Genomic DNA, 16,651 nt, shown 5'->3' with positions numbered 1-16,651 from the left:
CATACCGAACACGGAAGTTAAGCTCTTTAGCGCCGATGGTAGTTGGGGGCTTCCCCCTGTGAGAGTAGGACGTCGCTAGGCACCTTAAAAAGTCGTGGATTTATTCCTCGGCTTTTTTTTTGCAATTTTTTTAGTCAAACATATTGGTTCCTGCCAATTATTAATCCAAAGGTGGGAAATGAAGAATCTTATTATAAAGATCGATGCTAAGAAACTTTTATTAAAATAGCTTACGTCTTTCGAAGCTTATTATCTATATCTTTTTATAAAAGTGAAGTTAACATAGGGCAAGATTGACAACAAGTCATACAAATGTTGTTTGGAAGTACTTTCTGTAAAAACTTTATAGCATTTAAAAAGAAAGTATATTGAACAATGATTGATCAATATACTTTCTTTTCCTGTAATATAGTAAACAGTTTATATAACGTTGATGGGTTAACGAGACAAATCTCTTTTTCTCCAAGTCGTTTTTCAAATTTAGGCTTAGCATTAACTTTTCTATGGTATCGTCAGTTTCAAAAATCCTTAGTATTGTAGCATTTCAGGATATTCTTTACCTAGTGTCTCCACTTTCGATTGGATTTTTTATTCCTTTAATCCCAAAACCTAGTGATGTATAGAGTGAAAACAATGAATCAATAACTATGTCAAAAATAATCACCCTTCATCAAAACCTAAATTAATCGGCTCTAATGGCAAGTTTTTTTCTTGACCAAGCATATTTGTTGATGTAACAGATAAATCTACTTCTTCAAACTTAAATCCATCAGCCCACACTTTACCTGTTCCTATTAATAGAATACCGAAGTGAATTGAAGCACTTTCTTTTGGTACATCTAATACAATCGAATAGAAGTTCCAGTCTGTTGTACCTTGAATAGGTCTATTATCCATATTATCAAACTGAATCACGTCACCTGTACTATTATCTACGCGACACCAAGCTCCACATTTTACAACTTCGTCTGTTTTTAAGAAACAAGACAGTTTTATACGTTTCCCTAACCAATTTTCTGCTGAAAAACTTTGCATCATTGTCCCGAATTGCCCTTCACCTACATCCGTTTTCGAAGCCAGTAAACCTGATTTCATGCCTGTATGAAATATTTGTCCATCCGTTTTCATTTCGTAAAAAGTAGGGTGTGAACCACTTAAAATCCAGCCTTTAATAGTCGTTAAATCACTCATGTTTTTTTCCTCCATCCCTTGAAGTGTTCGCATGATCTTGCGATATTTGCCAGGTGGCATTTTATATAGCTCTTTAAAAGAACGTGTGAATGCTTCTTGTGATTGATAACATAACTCAAACGCAATTTGAATTATTGATTCATCTGAATATAATAAATACATTGCTGCTATTGCCAGTCTTCGTTTTCGAATATATTCACTTATCGTCAATCCAGTTTCTTGTTTGAAAATACGTGATAAATGAAATTTTGAATAGCCAATATGTGATGCGTAATCATCTAACTGCCATTCATCTAATAAACACTCTTCTAAAGAATAAATTACATCTTGAGTCACTTTGCTATACATATTGCTCACCTCACTTCCTAAGTTTAGAGGATATATCATTTTATTTTTTGATATTAATTGCTATTTTATTTCTCTTTCTATAATCGGATGTATAGTATAAAAATTGATTTTGCAATCTAATCCCAAAAGAGGGGGGCAAACCGAGACACTTATTAAACAATCGCGCCCAATCGCTGAGATGATTAAATCCCATAATAATCTCCCTTACTTATACCTATTTAATATTTCTTCTGGAATATGACAATAATCATCTGGGCATCTAGCTAACCTATCTTGATGTTCTTCTGCACTTCTCATATAGTTTGTAAGAGGTAATACTTCAACAACTATAAGGTTGTAATCATTTCTCTCACTAAGAAACGCCTTCGCCTCTTTTAAGTGGTCATGTTTTTCACTATATATTCCTGTTCTGTATTTCTCGCCAACATCCTGTCCTTGTTTATTCAAACTGTATGGATCAATGATTTCAAAAAAATATCCCATTAATTCCTTGATTGTTACAACTGTCGGATCAAATTCTGTTTTTACACATTCGGCGTACCCATCATAATCACCTTCAAGTGTACGACTTGTTCCATTAGCTCTTCCTGCTTCCGTAAACTTAACTCCAGGTAAAGTTTTTATAAAAGCTTGTACTCCCCATAAACATCCACCTGCAAAATATACTATTTCCATATTGACTCTCCTCTTTGTGTAAGAATAAAAAAATTCATTCCAAGTAAATAGGGGGAAATGTAGTAACTAAGTCTACTACAAATTAAAGTAATGACAAATTTTATTATTCTACAATATGGCTCGATTGTTGAACTAAACTGCGCCGGTAGTTCAATAAAGAAAAAAAGAGCTGCATATGCAACTCAGTGATCTATAATTCACGTTAGTTCAACAAGCACATTCACGTATCTTTCGCTACTGACTCGTTTATTAATTTGCAAAGATAGCCGACTATGTACTCTCTGCTTGTCGTTTCTTCAATATCATTATTCTCAGCAAGGTCATCTATACCTTTATTAATTGCGTCCCATAGTGGTGTGCCCTCAAATTGTTCATACGGATGTGACATACTACTGTATACCTCCAAAGCATCCTTGTTAGTTCATTTCTTTAATCATAACATATGCTTTGTTGAACTATCCTGTTCCGTATTTCTTCACACTCTTTAGAGTGATATAAATTTAAATACCTAATAAAGAATTACCTTTAGCATAGCTGCAAGGAGATATCTAATCATGATAATAGGGTCATCGATTTACTCCCTTTGATTTATCATAGCTTTTAGAAGCCAAAGAAAACTGTATGAAAAAAGTGAAATTACTATCATGCGATAGTAACTTCACATAGCTTGTTGACGAGGTTATTTCCAATTAAAACCTTTTTTCGCTAAGAAATCTTTAATATGAGGACGGCGCTGTTCAATTAAGAAATCAGCCATTTGCTTTGTCCAGTTATCAATTTTTCGATTGGATGAGCGATTATTATAGTATGCTTCCATTGTGTCATTGTAAGCTGGTAAAAGCTCCTCGTATTTTTCTGTATTGTATTCATTTTCATGTAATACTGCTGCGACAGGTAAACGAGGTTTTACTTCATTGCGACGTGCAGGAACCCCAATTGTTAAGCCGAATAGTGGGAAAACGTAGTCAGGTAGATTGAATAATTCGCTTATTTCTTCTAGCTTATTACGCACTCCTCCGATGTAACAAATTCCATATCCCATAGATTCTGCAGCAACAACAAAGTTTTGCGCGAATAATGATACATCGGCCACCCCAACAAGTACATTTTCTGCGGAATCAGCAACGATGTCTACACCTTCTAATTTGCCTGCTGATTGAAGACGTTTGAAATCTACACAGAAGACAAAGGCACCGCCAGAAGTTTCGTATTGACGAGGATTACCTGAGAGTAACCCTAGTTTTTCTTTTTTCTCTTCATCTGTTACCCAAATAACACTATAGGCTTGCACAAAATGTGATGTAGCAGCCATTTGTGCAGTAGCAATTAATTCTTCAATAATTTCCTTTGAAATCGGATTTCCATCATAAATACGAACCGAAGAGTGGTTGCGTAATAATTCTTTAACCATTTATTAAATCTCCTTTTCCTCTTTCTATATATCAAGAGCATATCACGCTTCATCATCAAAATCGAATTTTTTTGGTACTCAAATTATTTTTAAATAATTTAAGAATGCATAAAATTTCTCGTAAAGTAAAATATTTTGTTACTTATAGATTAAAAATTCTGAATAGTTTAAACTTATATGTGGGAGGTTTATTTGGTTGTATTTCTAATAAATGGATAAAGGCGCCGATAGGAATAAACCGGGTAATCTAGTTGAGCATAATAAAGTGGGATGGAGGAATAAGGATGGAAGAAAAGTTGGTGAAAAAGCTTCGAAATGAACAGCTACGGAGCAAGGTAGTAACAGCAGATGAAGCAGCGTCTTGGATTAAGGATGGTATGGTACTTGGGATGAGTGGATTTACTCGTGCGGGTGACGTAAAAGTGGTACCACTTGCGCTTGTGGAAAAAGCTAAAAAGGAGAACTTCAAGGTAGATGTATATACAGGTGCATCACTAGGCCCAGAAGTCGACCAATACTTAGCAGAAGCTGGCGTTATTCGTAAACGTGGGCCTTTCCAAGCAGATGCCGGCATTCGTAACAAAATCAACAGTGGTGACATCACATTCGTTGATGCGCATCTATCACATAATGCGGAGCTAGTACGTCAAGGTATTATCGGTCCCATTGACTTTGCGATTATTGAAGCAGCTGCTATTACAGAAGACGGCTTACTAATTCCTACAACTTCAGTTGGTAACTCTCCGATTTTTGTGCAAGAGGCAGACCAAATAATTATTGAGTTGAACGTAGCTCAGCTTGATGAATTAGAAGGTGTCCATGATATTTTTGTACCAGGATTACAAGGGCAACGTGATCCAATACCATTGCAAAATGTATCCGATCGGCTTGGCACAATTGGTATACCACTAGATTTAAATAAAGTAAAAGGCATTGTAATTTCAGATATTTTAGATGCGCCGTCCACGATTGTTCCTGCGGATGAAGAAACGGATATTATGGCTAATCATTTATTAAATTTCCTACGTGAAGAAATTAAAGTAGGTCGTTTAACAACAAGCTTAAGGCCCATTCAATCGGGTGTGGGCTCAGTAGCAAATGCCGTTTTATTAGGTTTTAAAGATTCTGAGTTTGAGAACTTAGAAGTATATTCAGAAGTATTGCAAGATGCGGTATTCGAATTAATTGATGCCGGAAAGGTAAACTTCGCATCTGCTACTTCAATTACGCTTTCCGAGGAAGTTGGAAATAGAGTTTATGGTAATTTTGAAAAATATACAGATAAACTAGTATTACGTCCGCAAGAGATTTCTAACCAACCAGAAATTATTCGCCGACTCGGGTTGATTTCTGTTAATACGGCATTAGAAGTAGATATTTACGGGAATGTGAATTCTACACATGTTTCTGGCACAAAAATGATGAATGGAATCGGCGGTTCTGGAGACTTTGCGCGTAATGCACGATTAGGTATTTTTGTCACAAAATCTTATGCAAAAGGCGGAAATATTTCTAGTATCGTTCCAATGGTGTCACATGTAGACCATACAGAGCATGATGTAGACGTCATCGTAACAGAGCAGGGAGTAGCAGACTTACGTGGGCTTGCTCCAAAAGAGAGGGTTGGACTCATTATCGATAACTGTGCACACCCGGAATATCGTGAGCAGCTATGGAAGTATTTTAATGATGCCAATGAAGCAACAGGTGGACATCATACGCCACATATTTTAGAAAAAGCGCTCTCATGGCATGTGAATTACGCAAAAAATGGCACGATGAAGAACCCAGCTTTATCGAAATAATAAATTAAAAAAGCCTTGAAGGATAGTTTATTTGTTCCTTCAAGGCTTTTCATTGTTAATAACATAATCCAAAAAGCTCAGGTATCTGTGGAATAGACGGGGAGGCCTACGAAGTGATCGGGTAATCCCCGAAATGCTCTGCGCCCGAAGAAAAACAAAGTTCCAAAGCTTCTTTTTACAATAATCCAATCCATTTCCAATATGTTGCGGAGAATAGAAGAACTAGGATGTATCCAATGATCGTTAATGGAATACCAGACTTTAAGAAATCCTTTGTTGTAAAGGCTCCTGTACCATAGGCAAGCATATTTTGCGGTGCACTAATAGGTAAGAGGAAGCCGAAGCTAATAACGAATTGTTGCACGATAACGAAACCAACCTGATCGACATTAGCTGTTAATGTTGAGGCTAAAACGATAAATACTGGTATAAGCGCAGATGCTAAGCTTGTTGCGCTCGCAAAGCCTAAGTGAATAAGAATATTGAATAAAGTGACAAGGGCAATGGTTGCAAGAATTGGCATAGAATCTAAACCGAGTGAACCGAATACTTTATCAGATAACCAAGATGCACCTTTAGTATTAAGCAAGACTGTTCCTAACATAATTCCTACTGCAAAGACGATAATTGTACCCCAAGGAATATGCGGTTCAACTTGCTTCCACGTATAGACACCGATTTTGGGCATTAATAAAATGGCGATTGCAACGATTGTGACCGTTGTCGTATCGAATGGGTGGAGTTTGCCCTCAGTAGCCCAGAAAAATAGTAAAACGGCAGATGTTATGATTAATCGAATTTCGGGAGCTTTTAGTGGGCCAAGTTCTGCAAGTTGTTTTTTGATTACTTCTCGGCCACCTTCGATATTACTTGTTTCAGGCTTAATTAGTGTAATCATAATGAAAAATAGAGCTACTGACATGATGATGGAGAAGGGGGCTGCGTAAAGCAACCAAGCACCCCAAGAAATATCCACACCAAATTGTTCTTTAATGAAATTTAAAGCAACCATATTTTGTGCTGCTGCTGTTTTAATACCGATATTCCAAATGGAGACAGCTTGGACAGAGGTAATGACAAGTAAAGCAGCAAGTCGACTATCACGTGGTAAACCAAATGCTGCAACCATTCCGAGTAGTATTGGTACAACTGCGCCTGCACGTGCAGTAGCAGAAGGGACGAAGAATGCGAGTGCAATAGATACTAAAATAGCACCGAAGACAATGGCTTTCGTTTTTGTCCCTACTAGTGAAAGAATCCATAGCGCAAGACGTTTATGTAAATTGGTAATTTGCATGGCTGCCGCTAGGAAAAGAGCTGCGGCTACTAGTGCAACTGCTGAATTACTAAATCCGCTTAATGCTAATTTTAATGCATCTGATGTTCCTAGCTCTCTCGTGGGATCTTCCATTGATGGAGCTAATCCTAGTAAAATTGTAACGAGAGCAATAATCATGGCAGAGCTAACGGGATAGGATACTGCTTCTGTAACCCATAGGATGACCGCGAAAGCTAAAATAGCCAAAGCCCGTTGTCCAGCTACAGGTAAATCGCCGTTGTTCGGTAAAAAAGTTATGATGATGAGGGATGCGAACGCTAATGCAATCCAGAGTGGCTTTAAATTACGTTTCGGTTTTGCTTGTTCAGAAGTAGACATACTTTCTCATCCTTTCTAGCATTTTCTATAACATCGACTAGTAAAATGCTTTATTAAGAAAGTAAATTGTCTATTTATTGTAAAAAAAGCTAGTGTGTTCAAATGCTTTCTAGTAATAGCGATAATGGGCAGTTACGAGAAAATACGCGGTCATAGAAAAGACAAAAATATCCAAAGATATTAGTTTTTCTTCTTGAATGCTGAGGTAACTTTAGGCTCAGTTCCTAGCATCAATCGTTTAATATTTTCGATATGCAAAATGATGGCTATACCAAAAAGAAATAAGGCTATACACGTTGGGCCGACCCCAGGAATCCATAAATATGTGGCTGTGCAAAAAACGAGATAAAATTCAAGTACACCGACAATTAAAAAGCTCGTCACGAAAGAAAAAATAACAAATAAAATGAGTGCAAATAAGCCAACTTTCCAATCAATCGCAAGTAATATCCCGATAATTGAAGCAGTTCCTTTGCCGCCATTGAATCCCATATAAAATGGGAAATTATGACCTAGAATGACACCGGCTGCTACGATATAAATAAAGAGCCAAACTTGTACTTCAGTTAATTGTGTTATATCAGCAAGATAGACATGTGCACCGATTATAGCTACAACACCTTTACCGATATCGATAAGTCCGACTAATATGCCGTATTTCCATCCAAGGGAAAGCGTGGCATTAGAGGCACCTGCATTGCCAAAACCAGTCTTTTTTAAATCTACCCCAGATAAAAACTGAGCAACTTTAGAGCCATGAATACAGCCAATCAAATAACCGACAAGAAGAAAAATGATAACGGCTTTTAACATAAAAGTCCTCCTTTCTATATAATAAGCTCATCACCAAAACGTGTGATTGATTTCCGTTCCGGCTGGGCGCTTTGTTGCTGACGCTGGCTTCGCCTCCACTCCAATCAACTAATAAAAAGGGCGTATATTTTAACAAATTTCACCCCGAAACTTTTAGTGATGAATTATGTAACACTAAAATAATGTATGCGTTCGTAATACGTAAAAAAGCAGACAGAAGTTTCGGAAAAAATAAAATTTTAGTGTTGACAGAGAAAATGTCTATGTTTATACTTTGTAACAACGATGGAAATTGAATCACATACTCTTATCAAGAGCGGCGGAGGGATAGGCCCTATGATGCCCGGCAACCAGTAAGTGACGAGCTTGCTAAGGTGCTAATTCCTACAGATTCTTACTTGGATCTGACAGATAAGGGGAGGAAAACTTGCAACCGCAACCCTCTTCTTAGCTGAAGAGGGTTTTTGTTTTCTACTTAAAAAATCCTCCTCATCTCCGGTGCCATCGTAAAAAAATAACCATATGGAGGTATACAATGACAAATTTTAAACCAGAAACATTGCTGTTACACGGTGGCCAAGAGCCGGACCCGGTAACAGGATCTCGTACAGTACCCGTATATCGCTCAACGGCATTCGTTTTTAAAGACACTGCTCATGCGCAACGTCTTTTTGCCTTAGAGGAAGCTGGCAATATTTACACACGAATTACAAACCCAACTGTAGATGTTTTTGAAAAACGCGTCGCTTTATTAGAAGGCGGTACAGCGGCGGTAGCACTTTCATCTGGTGCAGCAGCTATTGCATTTTCAATTTTAAATCTAGCAGGGGCAGGTGATGAAATTGTTGCAGGTAGCTCTTTGTACGGAGGTACTTATAATTTATTCGCCAACACACTACCAAACTACGGTATTAAAACAATTTTTGTAGACGAAACAAATCCAGAAAATTTCCGAGCAGCTATTACAGATAAAACAAAAGCAGTGTTCGCTGAAATTTACGGTAACCCAAGTTTAAAAGTGCTAGACATCGAAGCAGTAGCGAATGTAGCACATGAAAACGGCTTACCATTAATTATTGATAGCACATTTGCTTCACCATATGGCTCTACACCAATTGATTTCGGTGCAGATATCGTTGTTCATTCCGCAACAAAATGGATTGGCGGCCATGGTACAACTTTAGGTGGCGTTGTAGTAGATGCAGGGAAGTTTGATTGGACTCGTGGACGCTTCCCAGGCTTTACAGAGCCAGATGCTTCTTATCACGGTTTGCGTTATGGTATTGACACAGCAGCGGCTGCATTTGCCACAAAACTGCGAGTGCAATTACTACGCGACTTTGGACCAACATTAAGTGCAGATGCAGCATTTAATTTATTACAAGGTTTAGAAACGCTTCATTTGCGTATTCCTAAACACAATGAAAATGCATTAGCGGTAGCTGAATATTTACGAAACCACCCATCTGTGGAATATGTAAATTACAATGGCTTAGAAGATTTCCCTACCCATGAGTTAGCTAAAAAGTATTTGAGAAATGGCTTCGGATCAGTGCTTACATTTGGTATTAAAGGTGGGCGTGAAGCAGGGCGTAAATTAATCGATAGTGTGAAATTATTCTCGCACGTAGCAAATGTAGGGGATGCGAAGTCATTAATTATCCATCCAGCATCTACTACACATCAGCAACTATCAGCTGAGGAGCTAATCCAAACTGGCGTAACCGAGTCGCTCATTCGCTTATCCATCGGTTTAGAGGCAGTAGAGGACATTATTGCAGATTTAGAACAAGCTATTGAACAAGTAACAGTTTCACAACAACAAGTAGAAGCCTAATAAATAAAAGTAATTGGCTAATGTTGTAGCGTTTACGTGTTTTCCCATTCGATAGGCCTCATTTGGTAATGCGTAAAACGTTGCTGCATCATCCGCTTGCCTCATTCGGTAAAGGTAACTGAAATTCTTTAAAAATAATACCTAGTAATTCAATAAGTATTGTTGACTTGTTTAAATCCTTGTTTTATACTAGGAAATAAGAAAATCGTTCGACATTTAGTTTTCATAAGTGCTCCCCACTTTTGAAATATATGAAGCGGAGTAGTTGCTAAGTCAGTAACTACTCTTATCTACCAATACTGATGATAAAGGAGTGTTTTAAATGGGAAATGTGTATAGTGCGCAAAACATTGCATCTTATCTTATTTATGAGTTAAATGAAGGTCATGTTTTTGTGAACAACATGTCCATTCAAAACATACTTGCATCAGTTGAGAGTAAATGGCAAGAGAACTTTGGACATTCAGCTTTTAAGGAGTTTGTTTATGTCAAAGAAGAAGGCTATACAGTAAAAGAAGTTTTTGAGACTTATGAAGGCTACGGAGCAAGTCATATTCCTCTACCTGCGACAGAGTATTACTTAAAATACGGCACGTTCCAATTAGTTGAACGTACGTATGCAATACCAAATTTTAAGCTAGAGGAAATAAGACTGGTGCAACAAGTGCTAACACAATATCGTTATAAATTACTAGCCAAAGCTAGTTAAATCCCTCATATAATTATGCTCATTCTCTGCTGCTACAGGGAATGAGCTTTTTAATTAGATGTTGGAAGATATAGTAACATAATTGAAAAAATTTTTATTAATATATTTCAAAAGAACAATTTTTAGGAATGTATTTACATAAATATAATAGAAGAAAGGCATTTATTTTTGGCTCATCACCAAAAGCTGTGAGTGATATTTGTTAAAATTAAACAAATATAAGTTGATTGGAGTGGAGGTTGGGCGACTCCTTGGGGATCAGCGTCACAGATGAGACCCTGGAGCGAGCAATGCTAGTGAAGCGGCTCATCGGACGCCCCCAGGAAAGCGCCCAGCCGCAACGAAAATCAACCCCACACTATTGTGATGATCCTTATTTTTATATGAATCGTCAATATTTGTTCAATTATTTTATAGATCAAGTGAAAAATCATATAATAAAAGGAATGAAAACGATTTCCTTTGCACTTCTAGGGGAAACAAATGTCCATCCTAGAAAGATTTTTCTTGTGCAATGTATGTATTTACGATACAATCTTCAATAAGTTAAATTTTGAATTATTTGAATTTGTGTGTTTCACAGACTTTATTTTCATTCAGAATATTTTTTGTAGTGAGAGTGAAACACCATGACTAAATATCTGTCTGAAGACGAAGTGTTAAACACGGCAAACTGACCTGCTTTGTAAAGTCAGCGAACAATTCAAAATCTGTACGAATTAAGCTGAGACGAAATAAATATAATGAAACTGCGGAATGTAAGTTGGAGGGAATAACAGAAATGGCAACTATAAAGGCAGCTATATTAGGATTTGGAACGGTAGGTCAAGGAATTTACCATATATTAAACGAAAAGCGTGAAGAGCTTAAAAATAAATTAGGCATTGAGCTAGAAGTAGCAAAAATTTTAGTTACAGACGCCAGCCGTGAACGTGTACCAGGGACAGCACATTTAATGACAACTAGTATGGATGAAGTTTTAGCTGAACCAGGTATGCAAGTTGTTTTTGAGGCGATCGTGAATGAGGAGCCAGCATTTACTTACTTAAAGCGCGCTGTTGAACATAAATGTCATGTTATCACAGCTAACAAAGTAATGTTTGCAAAGCGAGGCTTAGAGCTACAGGACCTTGCAAAAGCAAATGGTGTGTTTGTGGGCTTTGAGGCAACAACCGCTGGTGGTGTACCAGTCATTAAAACGATGAAAAACATTTTGCTTGTCAATGATGTTAGTCGTATTCAAGGGGTTTTAAATGGGACATCCAACTATATTTTAACGAAAATGCGTTCACAAGGCTGGTCGTTCGAAACTGCTTTAAAAGAGGCGCAAAATTTAGGTTATGCAGAGGCAGATCCATATAATGATATTTCCGGACAGGATGCCTTTAAAAAATTAATGATTTTAAGTGCTTTAGCATTTGGTGAACAACCAGATTGGGCTGACGTCGAGGTAGTTGGCATCGATAGTATTTCGGCAGAGCAAGTAAAAGAAGCGTGCGAAAAAGGCTTGCGTTACCGCCACGTTGCTGAGGTTGAGAAGCTAGCCGATGGGAAAGTGATCGCAAAGGTTGGTCCACAATTAGTAGATAAAGAACATCCGCTTTATCCTGTTGATGACGTCAATAATGCAGTGGCATTGGATACAAATTATATTGGTACTTTAACGCTAGTTGGACCTGGGGCAGGTATGTATCCAACAGCCAGTGTAATGGTAGAAGATTATGCCGAAATTATCGGTAAAAGAGCCGGGTTTGTCGTAACAATATAATAGATATGCCTATCATTCAACAATGCTCAATTTGTTTGAATGATAGGCATTTTTTTAATCCTCATCTTTAACATCAATATCCTCTGGAATAGGAGTATTCCGCCAAATTTCAATTTCCTCTTTAATACGATCTAGCTGATCAAAATAAGTACTAAACTGCCCGCTATTAATCAGTATTTGGTCCCCATCGTATACTGAACGAATACGGCCCTCGTAAACTAAGCGAAGTATTTGATCCTCTGGCATACCAAGGTCGATGGCTGTTTCTTCAATTGTTTTATACATAATTTCGCTCCTTTTGTTGTTTATATTATAACCTCCCGTTAAAAGAAAGCCTACTGTAGGTTAATAAATGAAAGAAAAAGGAAAATGGTAATTGTTTACTTTTTGATAAATCTGTATTATTAATGTTAATGGGCTGTGGGGCTATTATTAACAATGTCTTTTTTTCTAATTAATTCGTCTAACAGGTACAACCATTTGAACGATTGATAGCACCTTTGTCTTTTTTTGTTTAGAAGGGATACTATGTTATTGACTTGCTAATATCCTGTATATAAGTTTGATTTCCGTTCCGACTGGACGCCCCCGGGAAAGCGCCCAGTCGGAACGGAAATCAACCACACGTTTTGGTGATGAGATTCATTAAAATCTTAAGAATTTCTTCATTTTTATAATAACTGGTTTTTAAGATTTAAAAGGTACACTATTTATTGAGAGCGAGGTGTATATCATGACGAAACTAACAGTTCTTGTTACAGACGATGATCAAGATATTCGTGATGGTATTGAAATTTATTTAAAAAATGAAGGCTACAATGTCATTAAAGCTGCTGACGGCTTAGAGGCAATTGAAAAATTAGAAAACAATGAAGTACATTTAATTATTTTAGATATTATGATGCCGAATATGGATGGAATTACAGCGACGTTTAAAATTAGGGAAGAGCGCAATATTCCAATTATTATGCTTAGTGCAAAGGCAGAGGATGGCGACAAAATTCATGGTCTATCTGTAGGCGCAGATGATTACGTTACAAAGCCTTTTCATCCGTTAGAGCTATTGGCTCGTGTGAAATCTCAGCTGCGACGTTATGTACAACTTGGGACGTACAATGAAGGTGCAGCAAAGGTGGAAATCGACGGTCTTGTATTAGATGAAGATGCAAAGGAAGTCAACTTAGAAGGCGAACCTGTTCGATTAACGCCAATCGAATATAAAATTACGGAATTACTAATGAAAAATGCAGGACGTGTATTTTCGATAGGAGAGATTTATGAGCGTGTATGGAATGAGGAAGCTTACAATGCAGAAAATATTGTGGCTGTACACATTCGAAAAATACGTGAAAAAATCGAAGCAGATCCGAAAAATCCACGTTATTTAAAGGTGGTGTGGGGCGTTGGCTATAAAATGGAAAAATAAAGTAGAGCAGTATGTTACAATTGCAGGGTTTGTAGCAGGGGTTATTGGACTAATTTATTTTGGCGTGTATGCGTATCAGATAGTAACTGCCCACTCTCCGGGGATGTTACAATTGCTCGAGAGAATTTTCTAGAGAGGAGTTAAAAATATGGTGAAAAATTGGAAACCTCTTCTCGCTCTTTTATGTTTAATCTGGGCAATATTCGGTATTTTTACGTTTTCAAAAATTGGGTATCGATATATTGGGAAGTCTTATTTTCAATCTGAAAATTTACAACCTCAACTTGATAATTTTCAGTCGGAATTAGGACCATTAGTGTTAAACGTACCAACGGCTGAAGATTTAAAAAGTAAAATTGTGGTGACACAAAGCGAAATCGAGGAACACCGTAATCGCTATGGATCATTAGGAGAACAGATAGGTAATATTAAAGCCCAATATGAGGCGCGTATTCAAGAAGCTGCTAATGTAAATGCCGCGGATTTAAAAGCAAAGCTTGAGAAAGAGCGAGACGCCAAAATTAAAGATATTACAACTAATTTTGGGGATGATGAGCATGTCCGCAAAAAAATTCTCACTCAAAGGGAAGAGCTTGTTGATAAATATATAAATGCAGTACAAGAAGAAGCAAAGAGTTTTGTGAAAACTAATAATCACTGGTCTTATGAATTAACGAACACTGAATCAGGTAAAACATTTCGTTCGGGTAATGTTTCAGATAGTAGTGCTTTCAAAATAAAGTATACGGACCAACATCCATTAACGACTTCAAATATAAGTAGTGGTTATTTAAACGGGATTGTTTATCAAACTGATACTGTCTTGGATACAGAGGATCTTAGTGAGAATTTTGATTACACTGGCATAATATCCATCTCAAAAAAATCAGCACAAGCAGAACAAATCATGGTGGGATATAACAATTTTATAATCCATCAATACATTTTCTTCTTTATATGGTTAACGAGTATTGTGGCAGCTATTTTTGCATGGAAAGGACGCAAAGAAGTACTACAGATGATACAAGCTTTAAAGGGAAAAGAAGCTTTGGCAAAGATGAGAATTGATTACCCAATCGGATTATTATTATTAAGCGCATTTGTATATTTGGTAGCATCTCAAATTGCTTATGAATCGATTGTAGGCAATTTCGATTCATATAATTATGTAAGATATGTAATGATTATTTTGTTTAAAATTTGTGTATTATTCATGGTTGCTTTGGTGTTCTTTGTACAGCTGATTTGGTTGTATGATCGAGTGAATACAGCGCAGAAATTAGAAGAGAATTTAAAAGCTAGTTATTTATGGTCTCTAGGTGAATCCATTACAGATTTATTTATAAACCGTTCCATTGCATTACATTCCATTGTCATGATTGGGGCAGCATTTTTTGGTGGCGGAAGTCTTGTTGCCACACTGATAGGAGGTGGCGGATTCCCCTTCCTAGTATTGGCCTTCTGTGCGATGATCGGTATTCCAGCTATGCTTCTTTTCCTTTCTAGAATGGGCTACTTAAACCGAATTATGAAGGATACAAAAGACATGGCAAAAGGGCGTTTAAATCATGATGTCAAAGTAATGGGCAAATCACCACTCGCGGAGCATGCTGAAAACCTTAATCATTTAAGGGAAGGCGTCAGTACGTCTATGCATGAGCAGGCAAAAAGTGAACGTTTAAAAACAGAGCTTATTACGAATGTTAGTCACGACTTACGCACGCCACTAACATCTATTATTACGTATACAGATTTACTGAAAAATCCTGATATTACAGAGGAAGAACGTAAGCAATACATTCATATCCTTGATAAAAAATCAGAACGTCTAAAATTACTAATAGAGGATCTTTTTGAAGTATCTAAAATGGCGAGTGGTAATATGGAGCTTCATCGCAGTCGAGTTGATTTAACCCAGCTTGTCCAGCAAGCAGTAGGGGAGCATGAGGAAGATTTAGCTCAGGCGCATTTAGATTTACGCATGACAAAACCACATGAGCCAATCTACGCCTATGTAGATGGACAAAAATGGTGGAGACTAATCGATAATTTAATCGTTAATGTATTGAAATATGCATTAGAAGGCACACGAGTTTATGTCACATTGAAACGTACAGCAGAAGGTGATGCTGAATTCACAGTGAAAAATGTTGCAAAATACGAAATTAGTGAGAATGCCGATGAGTTATTCGAACGCTTTAAGCGAGCGGATGCTTCACGCCATACAGAAGGCTCAGGACTAGGCCTAGCCATCGCACAATCCATTGTAGATTTGCATGGTGCTCGCATGAGTATAGAAGTAGATGGAGATTTATTTAAAGTAATCGTTCGAATTCCAACAGCATAAACCAAAAACAGCGGCAATCATTTTGCTGCTGTTTTTGTTATGACGGTTTTATCCGTCGATATGGCCGATACATCCGTCGTTACGGCATATCATACCGTCGCTTTATGGGGCTATCCACGAAATTGACGGTTCTATCCACGTTTTAGGGTGTTCTATCCACGAAATTGACGGTTCTATCCACGTTTTTGGGTGTTCTATCCACGAATTTGGCGATTCAATCCACGTTTTGACGGTTCTATCCGTCACTTCGGCACTTAGTTCCGTCGCTGGGGGGCATACATCCGTCGTTACGGCATATCATACCGTCGCTTTGTGGGGCTATCCACGAAATTGACGGTTCTATCCACGTTTTAGGGTGTTCTATCCACGAATTTGGCGATTCAATCCACGTTTTGACGGTTCTATCCGTCACTTCGGCTCTTCAATCCGTGGCTTCTGCGCATCCATCCGTCGTTAAGGCCCGTCATACCGTCGCATTAGCGGGACCATTCACGACCTTGGCTACTATATCCGTCACTTCGCACTTAGTTCCGTCGCTGGGGCGGATACATCCGTCGATATGGCCGATACATCCGTCGTTACGGCATATCATACCGTCACTTTGTGGGGCTATCCATGAAATTGACGGTTCTATCCACGTTTTAGGGTGTTCTATCCACGAATT

Annotated in this window: 14 protein-coding genes, 1 rRNA gene and 1 riboswitch; of the genes, 8 read left to right on the top strand and 7 right to left on the bottom strand. The window is 37.7% G+C overall.

The window, feature by feature from the left end:
• Positions 1-81: ribosomal RNA gene (rrf, locus tag B1B04_RS24190) — 5S ribosomal RNA — on the top strand; the annotation flags it as partial.
• Between the two features lie 579 nt (positions 82-660).
• Here the strand turns inward: rrf and B1B04_RS24180 are convergent.
• The 4 genes from B1B04_RS24180 to chrR all read right to left on the bottom strand — a co-directional run bounded on the left by B1B04_RS24180 (position 661) and on the right by chrR (position 3,625).
• The gene (locus tag B1B04_RS24180) at positions 661-1,539 is read right to left on the bottom strand and encodes a helix-turn-helix transcriptional regulator (protein ID WP_079564030.1); all 879 of its coding nucleotides are present in this window, start codon (positions 1,537-1,539) and stop codon (positions 661-663) included.
• 204 nt (positions 1,540-1,743) lie between these two features.
• Complete coding sequence (locus B1B04_RS24175) at positions 1,744-2,214, bottom strand: peptide-methionine (S)-S-oxide reductase (RefSeq protein WP_079564028.1); 471 nt, start codon at positions 2,212-2,214, stop codon at positions 1,744-1,746.
• Positions 2,215-2,434: 220 nt separating this feature from the next.
• On the bottom strand, positions 2,435-2,602 hold the full coding sequence (locus B1B04_RS25850) for a hypothetical protein (RefSeq protein ID WP_170939072.1): 168 nt from the start codon (positions 2,600-2,602) through the stop codon (positions 2,435-2,437).
• A gap of 291 nt (positions 2,603-2,893) precedes the next feature.
• Positions 2,894-3,625 (bottom strand): class II chromate reductase ChrR, encoded by a 732-nt coding sequence (chrR, locus tag B1B04_RS24170; protein WP_079564026.1) that lies wholly within the window; start codon positions 3,623-3,625, stop codon positions 2,894-2,896.
• Between the two features lie 284 nt (positions 3,626-3,909).
• Here chrR and B1B04_RS24165 point away from each other — a divergent pair, with 284 nt between their 5' ends.
• Positions 3,910-5,430, top strand: a complete 1,521-nt coding sequence (locus B1B04_RS24165) for a succinate CoA transferase (protein ID WP_079564023.1) — start codon at positions 3,910-3,912, stop codon at positions 5,428-5,430.
• 175 nt (positions 5,431-5,605) lie between these two features.
• On the opposite strand, the gene B1B04_RS24160 is transcribed toward B1B04_RS24165, so the two are convergent.
• Positions 5,606-7,087 (bottom strand): DASS family sodium-coupled anion symporter, encoded by a 1,482-nt coding sequence (locus B1B04_RS24160; protein ID WP_079564020.1) that lies wholly within the window; start codon positions 7,085-7,087, stop codon positions 5,606-5,608.
• A 180-nt stretch (positions 7,088-7,267) separates the two neighbouring features.
• Complete coding sequence (locus B1B04_RS24155; RefSeq protein WP_079564017.1) at positions 7,268-7,900, bottom strand: glycerol-3-phosphate acyltransferase; 633 nt, start codon at positions 7,898-7,900, stop codon at positions 7,268-7,270.
• A gap of 304 nt (positions 7,901-8,204) precedes the next feature.
• A riboswitch (SAM riboswitch) is annotated at positions 8,205-8,318 on the top strand.
• A gap of 117 nt (positions 8,319-8,435) precedes the next feature.
• On the opposite strand from B1B04_RS24155, the gene B1B04_RS24150 reads away from it, so the two are divergent.
• The 3 genes from B1B04_RS24150 to B1B04_RS24135 all read left to right on the top strand — a co-directional run bounded on the left by B1B04_RS24150 (position 8,436) and on the right by B1B04_RS24135 (position 12,214).
• Positions 8,436-9,737: an O-acetylhomoserine aminocarboxypropyltransferase/cysteine synthase family protein gene (locus B1B04_RS24150; RefSeq protein WP_079564015.1), complete on the top strand. Its 1,302-nt coding sequence runs from the start codon at positions 8,436-8,438 to the stop codon at positions 9,735-9,737.
• 322 nt (positions 9,738-10,059) lie between these two features.
• Entirely contained in the window at positions 10,060-10,446 is a 387-nt protein-coding gene (locus B1B04_RS24145; RefSeq protein WP_079564012.1) for a hypothetical protein, read from the top strand.
• Between the two features lie 781 nt (positions 10,447-11,227).
• Positions 11,228-12,214, top strand: coding sequence for a homoserine dehydrogenase (locus B1B04_RS24135; RefSeq protein ID WP_079564007.1), 987 nt, complete (start codon positions 11,228-11,230; stop codon positions 12,212-12,214).
• Positions 12,215-12,268: 54 nt separating this feature from the next.
• Here B1B04_RS24135 and B1B04_RS24130 read toward each other — a convergent pair whose 3' ends face one another.
• The gene (locus B1B04_RS24130; RefSeq protein ID WP_079564005.1) at positions 12,269-12,499 is read right to left on the bottom strand and encodes a MerR family transcriptional regulator; all 231 of its coding nucleotides are present in this window, start codon (positions 12,497-12,499) and stop codon (positions 12,269-12,271) included.
• 448 nt (positions 12,500-12,947) lie between these two features.
• Between B1B04_RS24130 and B1B04_RS24125 the strand changes: the two genes are divergently transcribed.
• Genes B1B04_RS24125 through B1B04_RS24120 form a run of 3 tightly spaced genes read left to right on the top strand, consistent with a single transcriptional unit; the run spans position 12,948 to position 15,987 of the window.
• The gene (locus B1B04_RS24125; RefSeq protein ID WP_079564002.1) at positions 12,948-13,640 is read left to right on the top strand and encodes a response regulator transcription factor; all 693 of its coding nucleotides are present in this window, start codon (positions 12,948-12,950) and stop codon (positions 13,638-13,640) included.
• Positions 13,618-13,773, top strand: a complete 156-nt coding sequence (locus B1B04_RS25845; protein ID WP_170939071.1) for a hypothetical protein — start codon at positions 13,618-13,620, stop codon at positions 13,771-13,773. The genes B1B04_RS24125 and B1B04_RS25845 overlap by 23 nt, the downstream gene beginning before the upstream one ends.
• Before the next feature lie 15 nt (positions 13,774-13,788).
• A complete protein-coding gene (locus B1B04_RS24120) occupies positions 13,789-15,987 on the top strand; it encodes a sensor histidine kinase (protein WP_079563999.1) in 2,199 nt (732 codons plus the stop codon).
• Positions 15,988-16,651: the final 664 nt, after the last annotated feature.

This window comes from Lysinibacillus sp. KCTC 33748, from assembly GCF_002237755.1.
In the GTDB taxonomy this organism is placed as follows: domain Bacteria; phylum Bacillota; class Bacilli; order Bacillales_A; family Planococcaceae; genus Lysinibacillus.
Note: the sequence above shows the minus strand (reverse complement) of the source record. Positions and strands in the feature narration are given on the sequence as shown.